The organism is Clostridium massiliamazoniense (assembly GCF_001403635.1).
Taxonomy (GTDB): domain Bacteria; phylum Bacillota; class Clostridia; order Clostridiales; family Clostridiaceae; genus Sarcina; species Sarcina massiliamazoniense.
Genome location: NZ_LN879468.1, coordinates 1,655,522 through 1,671,330 on the forward strand (window position 1 = coordinate 1,655,522; position 15,809 = coordinate 1,671,330).

Annotated in this window: 17 protein-coding genes and 1 tRNA gene; 1 reads left to right on the plus strand and 17 read right to left on the minus strand. The window is 30.5% G+C overall.

Going from position 1 to position 15,809, the window contains the following annotated elements:
- Nucleotides 1-30 precede the first annotated feature (30 nt).
- From rplK to ARA19_RS14805, 15 genes are all read right to left on the minus strand, one after another.
- Complete coding sequence (rplK, locus tag ARA19_RS14735) at nucleotides 31-456, minus strand: 50S ribosomal protein L11 (RefSeq protein ID WP_055071699.1); 426 nt, start codon at nucleotides 454-456, stop codon at nucleotides 31-33.
- 74 nt (nucleotides 457-530) lie between these two features.
- Nucleotides 531-1,052, minus strand: a complete 522-nt coding sequence (nusG, locus tag ARA19_RS14740) for a transcription termination/antitermination protein NusG (RefSeq protein WP_055071700.1) — start codon at nucleotides 1,050-1,052, stop codon at nucleotides 531-533.
- Nucleotides 1,053-1,097: 45 nt separating this feature from the next.
- Nucleotides 1,098-1,319, minus strand: a complete 222-nt coding sequence (gene secE / locus ARA19_RS14745) for a preprotein translocase subunit SecE (protein ID WP_055071701.1) — start codon at nucleotides 1,317-1,319, stop codon at nucleotides 1,098-1,100.
- A gap of 38 nt (nucleotides 1,320-1,357) precedes the next feature.
- A complete protein-coding gene (gene rpmG / locus ARA19_RS14750) occupies nucleotides 1,358-1,507 on the minus strand; it encodes a 50S ribosomal protein L33 (RefSeq protein ID WP_055071702.1) in 150 nt (49 codons plus the stop codon).
- A 189-nt stretch (nucleotides 1,508-1,696) separates the two neighbouring features.
- The gene (tuf, locus tag ARA19_RS14755; protein ID WP_055068975.1) at nucleotides 1,697-2,890 is read right to left on the minus strand and encodes an elongation factor Tu; all 1,194 of its coding nucleotides are present in this window, start codon (nucleotides 2,888-2,890) and stop codon (nucleotides 1,697-1,699) included.
- A 57-nt stretch (nucleotides 2,891-2,947) separates the two neighbouring features.
- Nucleotides 2,948-3,023 (minus strand) — tRNA-Thr (locus ARA19_RS14760).
- Nucleotides 3,024-3,103: 80 nt separating this feature from the next.
- A complete protein-coding gene (sigH, locus tag ARA19_RS14765; RefSeq protein ID WP_055071703.1) occupies nucleotides 3,104-3,757 on the minus strand; it encodes an RNA polymerase sporulation sigma factor SigH in 654 nt (217 codons plus the stop codon).
- Nucleotides 3,758-3,844: 87 nt separating this feature from the next.
- Entirely contained in the window at nucleotides 3,845-4,369 is a 525-nt protein-coding gene (locus ARA19_RS14770; RefSeq protein WP_055071704.1) for an NYN domain-containing protein, read from the minus strand.
- A 17-nt stretch (nucleotides 4,370-4,386) separates the two neighbouring features.
- Nucleotides 4,387-5,283, minus strand: coding sequence for a 23S rRNA (guanosine(2251)-2'-O)-methyltransferase RlmB (rlmB, locus tag ARA19_RS14775; protein WP_055071705.1), 897 nt, complete (start codon nucleotides 5,281-5,283; stop codon nucleotides 4,387-4,389).
- Between the two features lie 18 nt (nucleotides 5,284-5,301).
- Nucleotides 5,302-6,048: an FAD-dependent thymidylate synthase gene (gene thyX, locus ARA19_RS14780; RefSeq protein WP_055071706.1), complete on the minus strand. Its 747-nt coding sequence runs from the start codon at nucleotides 6,046-6,048 to the stop codon at nucleotides 5,302-5,304.
- Nucleotides 6,049-6,051: 3 nt separating this feature from the next.
- On the minus strand, nucleotides 6,052-6,468 hold the full coding sequence (locus ARA19_RS14785; protein WP_055071707.1) for a Mini-ribonuclease 3: 417 nt from the start codon (nucleotides 6,466-6,468) through the stop codon (nucleotides 6,052-6,054).
- 267 nt (nucleotides 6,469-6,735) lie between these two features.
- The gene (gene cysS, locus ARA19_RS14790; protein ID WP_055071708.1) at nucleotides 6,736-8,133 is read right to left on the minus strand and encodes a cysteine--tRNA ligase; all 1,398 of its coding nucleotides are present in this window, start codon (nucleotides 8,131-8,133) and stop codon (nucleotides 6,736-6,738) included.
- A 112-nt stretch (nucleotides 8,134-8,245) separates the two neighbouring features.
- Nucleotides 8,246-9,946 carry a proline--tRNA ligase gene (locus ARA19_RS14795; protein WP_055071709.1) on the minus strand — a complete coding sequence of 567 codons (1,701 nt, stop codon included), beginning with the start codon at nucleotides 9,944-9,946 and terminating at the stop codon, nucleotides 8,246-8,248.
- Between the two features lie 325 nt (nucleotides 9,947-10,271).
- Entirely contained in the window at nucleotides 10,272-10,943 is a 672-nt protein-coding gene (ispD, locus tag ARA19_RS14800) for a 2-C-methyl-D-erythritol 4-phosphate cytidylyltransferase (protein ID WP_055071710.1), read from the minus strand.
- 3 nt (nucleotides 10,944-10,946) lie between these two features.
- Entirely contained in the window at nucleotides 10,947-12,059 is a 1,113-nt protein-coding gene (locus ARA19_RS14805; protein WP_055071711.1) for a PIN/TRAM domain-containing protein, read from the minus strand.
- Nucleotides 12,060-12,338: 279 nt separating this feature from the next.
- Between ARA19_RS14805 and ARA19_RS14810 the strand changes: the two genes are divergently transcribed.
- Nucleotides 12,339-12,734, plus strand: coding sequence for a hypothetical protein (locus tag ARA19_RS14810; RefSeq protein ID WP_055071712.1), 396 nt, complete (start codon nucleotides 12,339-12,341; stop codon nucleotides 12,732-12,734).
- Between the two features lie 77 nt (nucleotides 12,735-12,811).
- Here the strand turns inward: ARA19_RS14810 and disA are convergent, their stop codons facing one another.
- Nucleotides 12,812-13,876: a DNA integrity scanning diadenylate cyclase DisA gene (disA, locus tag ARA19_RS14815; RefSeq protein WP_055071713.1), complete on the minus strand. Its 1,065-nt coding sequence runs from the start codon at nucleotides 13,874-13,876 to the stop codon at nucleotides 12,812-12,814.
- Nucleotides 13,877-13,891: 15 nt separating this feature from the next.
- Complete coding sequence (radA, locus tag ARA19_RS14820) at nucleotides 13,892-15,262, minus strand: DNA repair protein RadA (protein ID WP_055071714.1); 1,371 nt, start codon at nucleotides 15,260-15,262, stop codon at nucleotides 13,892-13,894.
- Nucleotides 15,263-15,809: the final 547 nt, after the last annotated feature.

A 15,809-nucleotide genomic window follows, 5' to 3' on the forward strand; every position in this document is an offset into this window, starting at 1 on the left:
TTGACCTCCCACCGATTCTGTAAATTATTATTACTCTGTTATAGTAACTCCCATACTTCTTGCAGTACCTTCGATCATTTTCATTGCTGATTCGATGCTTGCTGCATTTAAGTCTGGCATTTTTGTTTCAGCTATTTTCTTAACTTGTTCTTTAGTTAAGCTTCCTACTTTAGTTCTGTTTGGAACACCTGATCCGCTTTGAAGTCCTAATTCTTTCTTAATTAAAACAGCAGCTGGTGGTGTTTTTAGTATAAAACTAAATGATCTGTCTTGATATACAGTTATTACAACTGGTATTATTAATCCAGCTTGATTTGAAGTTTTTGCATTAAATTCTTTACAGAATCCCATGATGTTTACACCATGTTGACCTAAAGCTGGTCCTACTGGTGGTGCTGGTGTCGCTTTCCCTGCAGGAAGTTGAAGTTTTATCATTCCTGTTACTTTCTTAGCCATGAGTATTTTCCTCCTATACTGTGGTAATTTCGGACTTACGCCCTCCCACTTGATTAAGACGTTAGTCTGATTTTTTAATCTATTTTTTCTACTTGATTAAAATCAAGCTCGGCAAGAGTTTCTCTTCCGAACATATCAACTAAGGCTTTCACCTTATTTTTTTCAGGGTATATTTCTTGGATAGTTGCCATAAATCCGCTTATTGCTCCAGAAATAACCTTAACTGATTCTCCTACCTCCAAGTCTACCTCTACAAGAGCATCTTGAACTCCCATAGTTTCAATCTCTTCATCGGTAAGAGGAACTGGTTTTGATCCAGGTCCTACGAACCCAGTAACTCCTCTTGTGTTTCTTACAACATACCAAGAGTCATCTGTCATAACCATTTTAATTAATACATATCCTGGGAATTTCTTTTTGTAGGTAACCTTCATCTTACCATCTTTTTCCTCCATGCATTCTTCCATAGGAATTTGCATATTAGGAATTAAATGTTGTAAGTTTCTGTTTTCTATTGTTTTCTCAATAGTTGCTTTCACCTTATTTTCATAACCAGAATAAGTGTGTACTACGTACCATTTTGCTTCTTCACTCATATTAATTTTCAGGCGCACTAAGGCCTTCAAACCTCCCTTTTTTTCTTAAAGTTTGAATATAAATTCAAAGAGGTTTTTAAACACAAAATCTACAACACCTACTAAAACCGAAACCGCAATAGCTATGGCTATAACTGCAGCTATGGATTTTTTAGTTTCTTCTTTAGAAGGCCAAGTTATTTTTTTAACTTCTGCCTTAACCTCTCTAAGAAATCTAATAGGACCTACTGCTTTTGTAGAATCCTTTGATCTATCATTTGCAGCCATTTATTTCACATCCTTAACACCCTATGAGTAATGTTTTACTACTTAGTTTCTCTATGAAGAGTATGTTTCTTACAGAATTTGCAATATTTGTTCATTTCGATTCTGTTAGGATCATTTTTCTTATTCTTCATTGAGTTGTAATTTCTTTGCTTGCATTCAGTACATGCTAAAGTTACTTTTACTCTCACGTTCAGCACCTCCAGTTTTCCTATATATAAAGCTTAAAAAGCTTTATTAACTTTGATTTTATTGCATTATAACACTATCATAAAACTGTAATCATGTCAACAAATCTTGACTATGTAAAGGACTAGGTTATGAACCCAGTCCTTCATTCATTTTATGCAATAGTCATTACCTGTAATTAATCAGATATATTATTCTGCTACCTTAGTAACAACTCCTGATCCTACAGTTCTTCCACCTTCTCTGATCGCGAATCTTAATCCTTCATCCATAGCTACTGGGTGAATTAATTCAACGTCCATATCGATGTGATCTCCTGGCATTACCATTTCCATTCCTTCTGGTAATTTTATTGATCCTGTTACGTCAGTTGTTCTGAAGTAGAATTGTGGTCTATATCCATCGAAGAATGGAGTATGTCTTCCACCTTCTTCTTTTTTAAGTACGTATACTTGACCTACGAATTTTGTATGTGGTTTGATTGATCCAACTTTTGCTAAAACTTGACCTCTTTCGATCTCGTCTCTTTGAACACCTCTTAATAATGCTCCTATGTTGTCTCCAGCTTGTGCTTCATCTAGTAATTTTCTGAACATTTCTATTCCTGTGATTACTACTTTTCTGCTTTCTTCTTTTAATCCAACGATTTCTACTTCGTCTGATACGTGAAGAACTCCGCTTTCAACTCTTCCTGTTGCAACTGTTCCTCTACCAGTGATTGTAAATACATCTTCTACAGGCATTAAGAATGCTTTATCTGTAGCTCTTTCTGGTGTTGGGATGTAGCTATCTACTGCTTCCATTAACTCATTGATACAAGCTGTTGCTTCTGCATCTGCTGGGTTTTCTAAAGCTCTTAAAGCTGATCCTTTTATTACTGGGATATCGTCTCCTGGGAAGTTGTACTCGTTTAATAACTCTCTTACTTCCATTTCAACTAATTCTAATAATTCTTCGTCGTCAACCATATCAGCTTTGTTTAAGAATACTACGATGTAGTCAACTCCAACTCTTGATGCTAATAGGATGTGCTCTCTTGTTTGAGGCATTGGGCCGTCTGCAGCTGAACATACTAATATAGCTCCGTCCATTTGAGCAGCTCCTGTGATCATGTTCTTAACGTAGTCAGCGTGTCCTGGACAGTCTACGTGAGCGTAGTGTCTGTTTGCTGTTTCGTATTCAACGTGAGCACTGTTGATTGTGATTCCTCTTTCTTTTTCTTCTGGTGCTTTATCTATTTCATCATATTTGAAAGCTTCAGCTCCACCTTGAGTTGCTAATACACTTGTTATAGCAGCTGTTAATGTAGTTTTACCGTGGTCTACGTGACCGATTGTTCCAATATTTACGTGTGGTTTACTTCTTTCGAATTTTGCCTTTGACATCGTAATTCCTCCTTTAATTAAATAAACTTTGCCTAGCGTTTTATATTTTACATTTTTTGGAGCTCACGATCGGACTTGAACCGACGGCCTCCGCCTTACCAAGGCGACGCTCTACCGACTGAGCCACGTGAGCAACTTAATAGCTTAAAATCTATTTATATACCATAAAAAGTTTACTACTAATAAAACTTTTTGTCAATGATTTTAAATAAACTATTTGCTATTTTTTTTACTTAAAGATTTTTCTAATTTTCTTTTTACTCTTTGCAGAGCATTATCTATAGATTTCGCCTCTCTATCTAAGTCTACAGCTATTTCTTGATAGCTTTTACCGTCTAAATAAGAGTTCAAAACCTCTAGTTCAAGTCCTGACAAAACCTTACTCATTTTGAGCTCAATATTTGCTACTTCTTCTTTACTTATAACAACATCCTCAGGATTTGTAATCTTTAATCCTACTATAACGTCTAACAGGGTTCTTTCTGACTCATCTTCATATATAGGTTTATTTAAAGACACATATGTATTTAAAGGGATATGTTTTTGTCTAGTAGCAGTTTTTATAGCTGTAATTATCTGTCTTGTTATGCATAATTCCGCAAAGGCTTTAAATGAAGTTTCTTTTTCATTTTTGAAATCTCGTATTGCTTTATAAAGACCTATCATACCCTCTTGATATATATCTTCTTTATCTGCTCCTATTAAAAAATAAGATCTCGATTTTCCTCTTATGAAAGCTTCATATTTATTTATTATAATTTCCTGAGCTAAAGAATTTCCTTCTTTTGCTTCTGCAACAATTTCTTCTTCAGTTTTATTTGCAAAATCTTTTTCTTCTAAAATAATTGCATTACTGTTACTCAACATACATCCCCCCTTTTAACCTTATTAATTATGAAAGATAAACATTATATATTTATATACGTAATATTTATTGAAATCTTTAATATAAACTTATATATTGCCTTTTCTCAAATTATCTAAAACTTCTGCTACCCTGTCATCTATGTTATCTCCAAGCAAAAGTTTTTTTCCCTGTGAACTTTTTCTTGTTTTTTCTTTTATCTGCTTTTCTATATTTAATACTTCATGATAAAATTCCAACGAATTCATTCGAGTGGCACCTCTTTGAAAAATAGTTTGTTGCTCTAAATTGTCTGATGTAACTACCATTACATCGAATCTTTTCCCAAATTCATTTACCATTCGTTCAATATAAGAATCAGCTGTTTCACCACTTTTGGTGTAAATAACACTTATTTGTTTATTTTTCCCTAAAATCTCTTCTTTTTCAATTGTTCCATGGACCTTATGAGCATCAAAAACAATAAATACTCTACAATGATTGAAAGATGAATAATTCTCTATTATTTCTATTAACTTATTTCTACCTAACTCTAATTGATTACTTTTAGCAGTTTCTTTAAGATTAGGCCAACTATTAATAACATTATAACCATCTATAAAAACAATTTTCATTGTTAATCACTCTTTTTCTACTTTATTATCCTTGACTTCAATATTTCATACATCATTATACCACCTGCTACTGATGCATTTAAAGAGTTTATTTTTCCAACCATAGGAATCTTTACTAGTTTGTCACATTTTTTCTTTGTTAATGGTGACATTCCTTTGCCTTCATTACCAATAATTAAAGCACATGCTCCTGAGAAGTCTGTGTTGTAACTATAATCTTCACCGTTTATATCTGCTCCATATATCCATATGCCTTCTTCTTTTAATCTATCTAATTCAGCATTTATGTTTGTTACCTTAGCTATTTTCATATATTCAATAGCTCCAACAGATGCTTTATAGACAGTTCCTGTTACTCCAACATTTCTTCTTTTTGGTATTATAATTCCATGAACACCTGATAATTCTGCTGTTCTAACAATTGAACCTAAGTTATGTGGATCTTCTAACTCATCTAATATAACTATAAATGGTTTTTCTCCCTTTTCTTGAGCATAATTTAATATATCATCAACACTACTATATTTAAATGGAGTTATCTGTGCTATTACACCTTGATGCGCACCTGTTTCACTCATAAAGTCTAACTTTTTTCTATCTACTTCTTTTAACACTACATCTTTTTCTTTGGCTAAAGCTATAATTTTCTTTATTGATCCTTCTATTTTACCTGATGCAATAAATATTTGTTCAACAGTTCTATCTGATTTAAGTAATTCTATTACAGCATTTCTTCCTTCAACTAAATCTTCTCTGTTTGATACTTTTTCTACTGCTCCATCATTTTTATACTGATGTTGCATAGCTTCTTCTCTAGCTTGCTTTCTAGCCTCATATCTAGCTCTTCTTTCATAAGCCTCTTGTTCCTTTTGGAATTTTCTCATTTGTCTCATTTTATTTTCTGACTTAGTCATTTTTATCCTCTTTTCTTTTTATAATTTATTTTTTAAATATAACTCTCTCATCTCTTGTACTTTTCCACAGCACATAGCTCCCTCTGGACATGGTCCTGCTACACAACTAGGTCCAGCAGCTTTGAATAAAATTGGAGCAACTTCTTTAACTTGCTTAACCATTTCGTTAGCCATTTCTCTTATTTCCCACTGTGCTCTATCACAACATCTATGATGGAAAAAGTTTAAAAGAGTTCTAGCATTCATTGTGAATACTATTTTAGTCTCACAAGCATTTGGAAAGACATATCTAGCATCTTCAATGGCTTTCTTTTCAGCTGCTTTTTCTTTCATTCCATTTTCTATATATTTCAATTTTAATCTATGAACTATTTCATCATAGCTCTTTTGAGATTCTTCCATTGACTTTATAAATAATTCCTTTGCAACTTCATCATTCTCTATAGCTGGTGGTATTATATATTCAAACTGCTCTAGCTTAACATATCTTTGGGATTGTTGTGAATAACTTGCTAATCTATGTCTAACTAATTGATGTGTTAAACTTCTTGAAACACCTTCTACACCGAAAGTAAAGCTAACATGCTCTATTGGTGATTGATGTCCAAATGACATAAGCATATTTAAGAATTTTTCCACCCCCTCTTCTGTTAGATTCTCCATTATATCATCTACTCCAGATGAACTATAACATAATTTTGCAGCAGCTGATATTAATTTTTCAGGTTCTGGTGTATATTGCAATAATTTAACTTTTAATGCCATCTTTTACTCCTCTCCATCTATTATTCCTATTTTAAATAATTCTTTTAATCTTTCTATTTGATTAGTTAAGTATAGATAACCAACTAAAGCTTCAAATCCAGTAGCAGATCTATAGTCTCTTACATTTGCATTTTTAGGGACTGTTGCTGATTTTGTATTTCTTCCTCTTTTAAAAATATACATTTCTTCTTCTGTTAGCTTCTCTTCTATTTTTTTAATTATGTCACTTTGTCCCTGTGCTTTTACATAAGTTACTGTTTTTACATGAAGCTTATGTGCTGACAGCTCCTTATTATTATCTAAAATATAAGTTCTAACAAAAATCTCATAAATAGCATCACCTATAAATGCTAATTGTAATGGATTAAGCATCCTTGCTTCTTCCTTGGTATATTCTTTAAGTAATATTTTATCTATCATAACCTTCTCCTAAACATAAAGAATAACTTATCTCATTTTTATCACTACATAAATAGCTTACATCTAAATATAGTGATAAGCATAAATTAAGTTAATTTAAATTTATATATTTTTCTTAATGATTAACTATTATTTTACTATATATGCAACAATAAATCATTCTAAAAAATAAGATGTAACAATAAAATTTTATAATGTTACATCCTAAATCTATTTTTTCTTTCAATTTGCTTTATTACATCTTAACTTAAGCCTTAATATTTTTTATTAAAGCTTTTTCCATCTTACTCCTTGTGGAGTATCTTCAAGAACGATGCCTCTTGCTTTTAAATCATCTCTTATTTTATCCGCCATAGCAAAATCTCTATTTTTTCTAGCTTCTTGTCTTTGTCTAATAAGCTCTTCTATTTCATCTTCTAAACTAACTTTGGTTGATTTTTGAATTATACCGAGTGGAGCTCCAAGTTCTCTTATTAAACTCAAAGCACCATTTAGTACTTCTTTTGATGACTCTGCATTTAAGTTTGAATTTATATCTTTAGCTAAATCAAACATAGCTGTTATAGCGTCAGCTGTATTAAAGTCATCATCCATTTTTTCTATATACTTTTCTTTATGTTTATTTAAACTCTTTAAGAATTCTGCTTCTGCTTCAGTCATAGTCTCTACAGTTGTTTCATCTAATAGATTTTCTATATTACTTACGCAGTTATATAATCTTTCTACTGAAGCTTTAGCTGAATCTAATAATTCCATACTAAAGTTAACAGGCTGTCTGTAATGGGCTGAAAGCATTAAAAATCTTATAACATCAACATCATACTTTTCTAATATTTCTCTTGCTGTAAAGAAGTTGCTTAATGATTTGGACATTTTTTGATTATTAACATTTACAAAAGCTGAATGCATCCAATAGTTAGCGAATTGTTTTCCTGTTAAAGCCTCACTTTGAGCCACTTCATTTTCATGATGTGGGAAAGCTAAATCAGCTCCACCAGCATGAATGTCTATTGTTTCACCAAGTAACTTTTTAGCCATGCATGAGCATTCAATATGCCATCCAGGTCTTCCCATTCCCCATGGACTTTTCCAAGCAGGTTCTCCTGGCTTTTGAGATTTCCAAATTGCAAAATCAAGAGGGTCATTTTTTCTCTCATCAACCTTAATTCTTGCGCCTGATTGTAAATCTTCTATGTTTTGGCCTGAAAGTTTTCCATAATTTTCGAACTTTTTAGTAGAGAAATACACATCCCCATTAACTTCATAGGCATATCCCTTATCTACAAGCCCATTAACGAAATCAATAATTTCTTCTATATATTCTGTAGCTCTTGGATTAGTTGATGCTCTTTCTATATTTAAAGCATCTGCATCTTTATAATATTCACTAATATATCTATCACCAAGTTCTTTTACAGTGCAACCTTCTTCATTAGCCTTATTTATCATTTTATCATCTATGTCAGTAAAGTTTTGAATGAATGTTACTTTGTATCCTCTGTATTCTAAATATCTTCTTATTGTATCAAAAGCAATAAAAGTTCTTCCATTCCCTATATGAAAGTAATTGTATACTGTTGGTCCACAAACATACATTTTAACTTCTCCTGGAGTTATAGGTTTGAACTCCTCCTTTTGTCTTGTAAGAGTATTATATATTTTCATATTTAAACCTCCTTATATTTTTATAACTTTAACTAGGAGGATTAAAAAATCCTCCTAATTCTATACTGTTTTGTTATTATACATCATTTAAATTAATAACTAAATAACTTTTTTATTTTCTATATTCTGATTCTACTTTATTATAAACATCTTCTATTGAAAGTGTTTCCACTTCTGAGTTACTTCTTAATTTAAATTCAACTTCGCCCTCTGATACTTTTTTACCAACAGTTATTCTCATTGGAACTCCCATTAAGTCAGCATCTTTAAATTTAACTCCAGCTCTTTCATTTCTATCATCTAATAGTACATCAAGTTTCATAGCTTTTAATTTATTGTATATTTCTTCAGCTACTTTCATTTGTTCCTCATTTTTTGAGTTTGCTGGTATTACAACAACATGATATGGAGCTACTTCCATTGGCCATATTATACCATTTTCATCATTATGTTGTTCTATTATTGATGCTAAAGTTCTTGTTACTCCTATTCCATAACAACCCATTAAGAATGGCTTTGATTTTCCATCTTCATCTATAAATGTTGCTCCCATTGATTCTGAGTACTTAGTTCCTAATTTAAATATATGACCAACTTCTGTTCCTCTTGATATAGTAACTGTTCCTCCACAATGTGGACATTTTTCTCCTTCAGTTATGTTTCTATAATCCCCTACTGTACCTTCAAAGTCTCTTCCAAAGTTAACATTTTTATAGTGGAATCCATCTTCATTAGCACCTACAACTATATTAAATGCTTTAGCTACTTCTTCATCAATTAATAAAGTACATTCTTTCATTCCTACAGGACCTAATGAACCGAATCCAGCATTGAAAATTGCTCTAACTTCTGCTTCACTAGCCATTTCTAAATCTGTAGTTGCATTAACAGCATTACTTACCTTTACTTCATTTATTTCTCTATCTCCTCTTACTACTACAACTACAAGTTTATCATCATCATATCTGAAGACTATAGTTTTAGCAGTTTTCTTTGGAGAAACTCCAAGTAATTTAACAACATCTTCTATAGTTTTTTCATTTGGTGTTTCTATTTTTTCAAGAGGTAATAATTCTTCTTTCTCAGCTATTTCTGCTGTTGATTCTGCCTTTTCTATATTAGCTGCATAATCACAAGATGTACAGAATACTATATCATCTTCTCCAACTTCTGATTTAACCATAAATTCAGCAGAATTTGATCCTCCTATAGCACCAGAGTCAGCTTCTACACATTTAGCATCTAAACCACATCTATTAAATATGTTTACATAAGCATCATGCATTTTATCATAAGCTACATCTAAACCTTCTTGATTAGTATCAAAGCTGTATGCATCTTTCATTATAAATTCTCTTGATCTCATTACTCCAAATCTTGGTCTTCTCTCATCTCTGTACTTAGTTTGAATTTGGTATAAGTTTAATGGAACTTGTTTATATGACTTTATAGTTGTTCTTACTATATCAGTGAACACCTCTTCATGTGTTGGTCCTAAACAGAATTCTCTGCTATTTCTATCAGTTACTCTGAACATTTCTTGTCCGTAAGCATCCCATCTTCCTGATTCTTTCCAAAGTTCTGATGGTATAACAGCTGAACATAAAAGTTCTTGTGCTCCTGCATTATCCATTTCTTCTCTTATTATATCTTCAACCTTTTTAAGAGCTTTAAGTCCCATTGGCATATAGTTATATACTCCTGCTGCCATTTTCTTCATAAGACCTGCTCTTAACATTAACTTATGACTTTCTATTTCGGCTTCAGCTGGAACTTCTCTTAAAGTTGCTATAATCATATTAGACATTTTCATATTAGTTTTCCTCCTCATCATTTAAAATGAAATTAATTCTTAATTCAAATAATAAAATAAAAAACTCGCCCTAAATATATTAGGGCGAGTGTATATCGCGGTACCACCTAAATTTGTACTCTAATTCATGATAACGGTATAAAACCGATAGTTTTCTATAGCTCCGAAGTAGGTTCAAAACTTGTAAAAAATCTCTCAACCTAGGATTTTATCTCTGTATATGGCGTTTCTACTAATCTTCATCATTGCTTATTATTTACTTTTAACTTTTTTATATTATATATGTTTACATTGTTCATGTCAATAATTCAATGTCAATCTAATTTTATAATAACGCTTTAACTAAAATTAAATCTTCCTTTGTTGTAACTTTTATATTTTCATAGGATCCTTCATAAATATAAACCTCATTACCATATGTTTCAACTACCATAGTATCATCTGTTACTTCTATGTTATTCTCTTTTATTTTGTTATGACATTCCTTTATTAGAGAATATTTAAAACATTGTGGTGTTTGAACTGCAACAAGATTACTTCTTACTAAAGTTTCCTTTGATATTCTTTCACTATTAATTACTTTTATAGTATCCTTAGGCATTACCCCAGGTGCTGCTGCTGAATATAGTTTAGCATAAGAAATACCCTTTTCTATAATTTCTTTACTTACTAACGGTCTAGCTCCATCATGTATTAAAACAATATTACAATTTTCAATAGATTGTAAGGCATTATATACAGAATCTTGTCTTTCTTTTCCACCTTCAACTATCATTGAAATATTTAAATCATACTTACCTAAAATTTCTTTATTGAAATAATCAATTTCATCTTTAGGCAATACTACTATTATTTCATCTATTAGTTCTGATTTTTGAAAAGCTTCTATAGTATAACAAATTATAGGTTTGCCATTTACAGTAAGAAATTGCTTACTTATATCAGCTCCCATTCTTTTGCCCTTACCTCCAGCTAATATAATTGCTATATTTTTCATCTATTAATCCTTCTTTTTCGCAAATATCATTCTTCCAGCAGCAGTTTGTAAAACTGATGTTACATCTACTACTATGGTTTCACCCATGTATTTTTTTCCGCCTTCTACTACTATCATAGTTCCATCATCTAAATATGCAACCCCTTGACCTGATTCTTTACCATCTTTAACTATTGTTATAGTCATTTCTTCTCCTGGTAAAACTACAGGCTTAATAGCATTGGCTAATTCATTTATATTTAATACAGGTACACCTTGAACTTCTGCTACCTTATTTAAATTGTAATCATTAGTAAGTACCTTTCCACCTAACTTTTGTGCAAGTTTTAATAACTTACTATCAACTTCATTTATTTCTGGGAAATCTCCTTCCCATATTTCAACTTCCATATCTAATTCTTTTTGAATTTTATTAAGTATATCTAATCCTCTTCTCCCTCTTATTCTTTTAAGAGAATCTGAACAATCTGAAACATGTCTTAATTCATCTAGTACAAAACTAGGTATTACAAGAGTTCCTTCTATAAATCCAGTTTTACAAAGATCAAATATTCTTCCATCTATTATTACTGATGTATCTAAAACTTTAGATAGCTTTCCTTTTGTTGTTTTTGTCTTTTTCTCTTTTGATGTAGTCTTTTTAAAGTTTTGAAAAAATGTTATTATTTCATCTTTTCTTTTAACTGATATATCTACACCTATTATAACAGCAACTAAGTTAGCTACTAAATAAATAATTGGCGCTATTATTGAACCTATTGTTTGACTTAATCCATTTAACAAACTAGTTATCGGTAATACTATTATTGTAGCTATTATTAGTCCTATAAATGCTCCTGCTGCCCCGAATATAATTTCACTTCCACTTAATCGCCCTATACTTTTTTCTATTGAGTCAATTAACTTTTTTAAAGCTCTATAACAAAATGGGGATATAATAAAAAATATGATTCCAAAAATTAAAGAAAGTATGATATAAGAAATTACCTTTATAAAACTATTGTTTGTATAATCATTATGAACAAAATAACTACTTCTTAACATTAGCTCTGACATCGCTGCTCCTAGTAGCAACCCTACTAACGTAAGAATTCCTCTAAAAATTTTCTTTGTCAAATTTACCACCTCCTACTTATTTAATTATTTTCATGAACTATATATAATAAAAAATTGTTTAAGGATATTTCTTAAAATCAATTATATCATAACAAAACTGTTAAAAGATATATATTTAATTACGCTTTTATTAAATTTATCAAATTATATTAAGAAATTTTAATAAATACCCCCTATTAATTACGAAAAAATTGTTTTATATTATATTAAAACTATATTAGTAAATTTACTACAGAAGAATTTGTACATATTCTATATTGATAAGGAGTGAATATTATAATGAAAGATATTATTTTTGATGATTTTCAAAATTCTGTTAACAATTCTCTTTTAAGACATAAAAGCATATTAGATATTTTAAGTAAATATCAAGATTCTCAATCAAGGACAACTAGGGCAATTTGCAAAGCTGTTACCAATTGTGGTTGTATTGAAATTAATGCTTTTAAACAAAACATTGATGGTTTAGAAGATCTAGAATCACTAAATAGTTCTCTTAACTCTCATATTAATGGTTCCCTTTGTCACAATTGCAGAGAAATAATAGAACAAGAGATAGGCAATAATATTTTTTATTTAACTTCTCTTTGTAATAGTCTCGATATAAATATTTTTGACATAATGCTTAAAGAATATGAAAAAATGCAGACCTTAGGTAAATTTAGTTTCAGATAAATTTCAAATAAAAAAAATAAAAGGTGCCTTAATGTGTCAACTTAGTTTTTCACTTTAAAACACCTTTTATTCTTATTTTACAAGTTTTTATTTAATGAAACTTGTTCTTGTATTCTTCTTAACCCATTTCTTATCGCTCTAGCTCTAGCCTCACCAATTCCTTCTACCTTATCTAACTCTTCAGTTGAAGCTTCCAATATATCTTTAAAACTCTTAAAATGCATCACTAAATTTTCTATTACTGTAGAAGGGATTCTTGGTACCTTATTAGTTATTCTATATCCTCTAGGGGATATAAGTGTATCAATAAGTGATTTACCTACATATCCTAAACTTTTAGCAATTTGTTCTAAATCTATTAATTCCTCTGAAGTATATTTTTGAATTTCTTTATATATACTTTCATAATTTAAATTTTCTGCACAGTAATCTCTTATTAAGAGAATTCCATCTTGTTCTACACACTTAACTAACTCATTAAGCTGCATTGAAATAAGTCTTCCCTCATTACCTAGTTCTATTATATATCCCTCTATTTCTTCTACTATTCTCATAACCATCTCTGTTCTTTGAATAGCTGTACACACATCAAATAATGTAGCTAAATCTTGAAATTCCAATATATTCAAATTATTTATCACTCTATCAAGAACTGCTATATATCTTTCAAGGGTTTGAACTGCTTGATTGGCTTTCCCTAAAACTATACTACTTTCTCTTAAAACATATTTTATATCGCCTTTATATATTGAAATTATATTTCTTCTCTGAGATATAGCTATAGCTACTGAAGATGTTTGTTTTGCAACTCTTTGAGCTGTTCTATGCCTGGTTCCAGTTTCATAAGTTGGAATATTGGAATCAGGCATAAGTTGGGTATTCGCATATAATATTCTTTTTAAATCTGAACTTATTACTATAGCTCCATCCATTTTAGCTAATTCATATATATATGCTGGAGAATAATCAGAGTTTATTGCAAATCCTCCATCAACAAGCTTCAACACTTCATCTTTATCACTTAACACTATTAATCCACCAGTTTTAGCCCTTAATATGTTATCAACCCCCTCTCTTAAGGGAGTTCCTGGACTTAAAACTCTCAACATGCTCCTAAGTTCATTATTGTTCTCTATTCTCATACACTCACCTATCCATTAAAATATCTTTCCTATCGCTTCTTTTAAAGTACTAACTCCAATAATTTTTAATTTACTATCCTTTAATTTATCAATATTTCTATAAGGCACTACTGCATACATAAATCCCATTTTTTCTGCTTCGTTTATTATCCTATCACAATTTGAAACTGGTCTTATTTCTCCAGTTAATCCAACCTCTCCTACTACTATTAATTTTTCTAATTTAGAAATTTTACCTCTATTAGATGAAAATAAGGATAAGGCAATACCTAAATCCCCAGTAGTTCCCTTTATGTCTAATCCACCTACTGCATTTAGATATACATCTGAACTATAAAAATGTACTTTTATCTTTTTTTCTAACACAGCTAAAATTAAACTCATCCTAGAATTATCTACTCCTATAGCTGTTCTTCTCGGCATTGGAGATTTTGTTTCACTGACTAAGGACTGTATTTCAACCAATATAGGTCTAGTCCCTTCCATTATTCCTATGACAACAGATCCTTCTTGCCCAAAAGTTGTATCTTCTAAAAACATTCTTGATGGATCATATATAGGCTTTAATCCATCTTCCGCCATTTCAAAAACACCTATTTCAGATGTAGTTCCAAATCTATTTTTCATTGTTCTTAATATTCTAAAATCTTCGGTTCTTTCTCCTTCAAAGGATAAAACCGTATCTACCATATGTTCAAGAACTCTTGGCCCAGCTAATTCACCTTGTTTAGTAACATGAGCTACTATAAATAGAGGAATATTTTTTCCCTTTGCTATTCTCATAAGTGTATTAGAACATTCTTTAACTTGAGAAACACTACCTGGGGCTGAACTTATACTTTCCCTATATATAGTTTGAATAGAATCTATTATTACAAATTTAGGTTCTAACTCATCTATGTAAGCCTCTACCACATCTAAATTTGTTTCTGATACTATGTATAATTCTTCTGCTTTTACACCTAATCTATCGCCTCTAATTTTTATCTGTTCTTCTGATTCTTCACCTGATATATATAAAACCTTCCCATAATTTTTACAAATATTATTAGCTGCCTGAAGCAATAAAGTTGATTTTCCTATACCCGGTGCACCTGAAATAAGAGTTAAAGATCCTCTTACGAGCCCTCCTCCAAGAACTCTATTAAGTTCACTTATATCTGTATTATATCTTTCCTTCTCTCCTGACTTTATTTCCCCTAGCTTCTTTATGGAACTTATTTTTTTATCTATATCAACTAATGCCTTCACTTTACTTGCAGGCACTTCTTCTTTTACTTCTTCAACCATAGTATTCCATTTACCGCATCCTGGACATCTTCCCATCCACTTAGGTGATGAATATCCACATTCCTGACAATAAAACATACTCTTTATCTTTGCCATTAAATCAACTCCAAAATTATTTTCTCTAATAACTAGTTCTTGTATTACTCCAATATTCTATAAACTAGAGCCAAACACAACTCTCTACATAACTTCCACTAAAATTCAAATGAAGTTTTAACTCTATCTGAATTAAGTTTCAATTTATCTGGTAACAAACTATTTAATAAGAATTGCACTTATTTATATATTATTTCAAATTTATAAAAACTTATCATTATAATATTCAATGAAGTTTCTACTTTTTTTTACATAAATCAAATTATCATCTATAAGTAACTATAATTAAAATACAAAATAAATATTCATTTAGCTTATTTATCCCATATTAGTATCTATAAGATTTCAATCTTCTATAAACTGAAGGCAAAGAAATACACCCTCTAGATAACTTCCAATAAAATTCAAATAAAGTTCTGACTCTAACTGAATTAAACTTTAGTTTATGGAACATATTTATATATTTATTATATAATATTTTATTACATTAAAAACAGTAATTTCTATATTATAAAAATAAAAATATATCTTTTCTTATAACTTAAGA

Coding starts and splice junctions, on each gene's coding strand:
- rplK (WP_055071699.1), bottom strand. CDS start 456: ATGGCTAAGAAAGTAACAGGAATGATAAAACTTCAACTTCCTGCAGGG.
- nusG (WP_055071700.1), bottom strand. CDS start 1,052: ATGAGTGAAGAAGCAAAATGGTACGTAGTACACACTTATTCTGGTTAT.
- secE (WP_055071701.1), bottom strand. CDS start 1,319: ATGGCTGCAAATGATAGATCAAAGGATTCTACAAAAGCAGTAGGTCCT.
- tuf (WP_055068975.1), bottom strand. CDS start 2,890: ATGTCAAAGGCAAAATTCGAAAGAAGTAAACCACACGTAAATATTGGA.
- sigH (WP_055071703.1), bottom strand. CDS start 3,757: ATGTTGAGTAACAGTAATGCAATTATTTTAGAAGAAAAAGATTTTGCA.
- ARA19_RS14770 (WP_055071704.1), bottom strand. CDS start 4,369: ATGAAAATTGTTTTTATAGATGGTTATAATGTTATTAATAGTTGGCCT.
- rlmB (WP_055071705.1), bottom strand. CDS start 5,283: ATGACTAAGTCAGAAAATAAAATGAGACAAATGAGAAAATTCCAAAAG.
- thyX (WP_055071706.1), bottom strand. CDS start 6,048: ATGGCATTAAAAGTTAAATTATTGCAATATACACCAGAACCTGAAAAA.
- ARA19_RS14785 (WP_055071707.1), bottom strand. CDS start 6,468: ATGATAGATAAAATATTACTTAAAGAATATACCAAGGAAGAAGCAAGG.
- cysS (WP_055071708.1), bottom strand. CDS start 8,133: ATGAAAATATATAATACTCTTACAAGACAAAAGGAGGAGTTCAAACCT.
- ARA19_RS14795 (WP_055071709.1), bottom strand. CDS start 9,946: ATGAAAATGTCTAATATGATTATAGCAACTTTAAGAGAAGTTCCAGCT.
- ispD (WP_055071710.1), bottom strand. CDS start 10,943: ATGAAAAATATAGCAATTATATTAGCTGGAGGTAAGGGCAAAAGAATG.
- ARA19_RS14810 (WP_055071712.1), top strand. CDS start 12,339: ATGAAAGATATTATTTTTGATGATTTTCAAAATTCTGTTAACAATTCT.
- disA (WP_055071713.1), bottom strand. CDS start 13,876: ATGAGAATAGAGAACAATAATGAACTTAGGAGCATGTTGAGAGTTTTA.
- radA (WP_055071714.1), bottom strand. CDS start 15,262: ATGGCAAAGATAAAGAGTATGTTTTATTGTCAGGAATGTGGATATTCA.